The organism is Psychrobacter sp. 1Y4 (assembly GCF_051847555.1).
The window spans coordinates 1-532 of record NZ_JBPYDE010001090.1 but is presented as its reverse complement, the minus strand read 5'-3'; the positions used below and the strand labels follow the sequence as shown (position 1 = coordinate 532).

The window sequence follows — 532 nt, the reverse complement described above, 5'->3', positions numbered from 1 at the left end:
CTCGAGTCAGGGTTGCGTAGATTTTTAGGGTTTCTATTTGATACTCAGTAAGCCATTTTAGATCTTGCGGGATATTGCCTTGAATCAAAGACACTGATAAATCAGGCGTGCCTTTTGGTTTGGTCCACTGCGGATTGATCAACCATAGCGAGCAGCTAATAACCAACAAGGCTATCGACGGAATCATATAGCCGCCGCGACGACGCAACAGCTCAACGATACTGGCAGCCAGCAGCACCGCCACAAAAGAAACCGCGAAGACACCCGCAACAGGCGCCAAGGATGACAACCAATATTGCTCAGTAAACGCATAACCGACGAATAGCCAAGGGAAGCCTGTGAATAGCCACGTTTTCATCCACTCTTGGAGTATCCACAGCGCAGCAAAAGATAATGGCTGTTTGCCAACCACTCGATTAAAGATGAGCGCCAAAAAGCCATGGAACAACCCCATGCCGAGACCCATCAGCGCAATCATAATCAGCGCAAGCCATACGGGCGTCGAACCATAGACATGGATGGATGTGTACAG

The 532-nt window shown here is 49.1% G+C and carries 1 pseudogene; it reads right to left on the bottom strand.

From position 1 onward, the window contains the following. Nucleotides 1-532 (bottom strand): annotated as a pseudogene (locus tag ACS8FC_RS20570) (apolipoprotein N-acyltransferase); the annotation flags it as partial.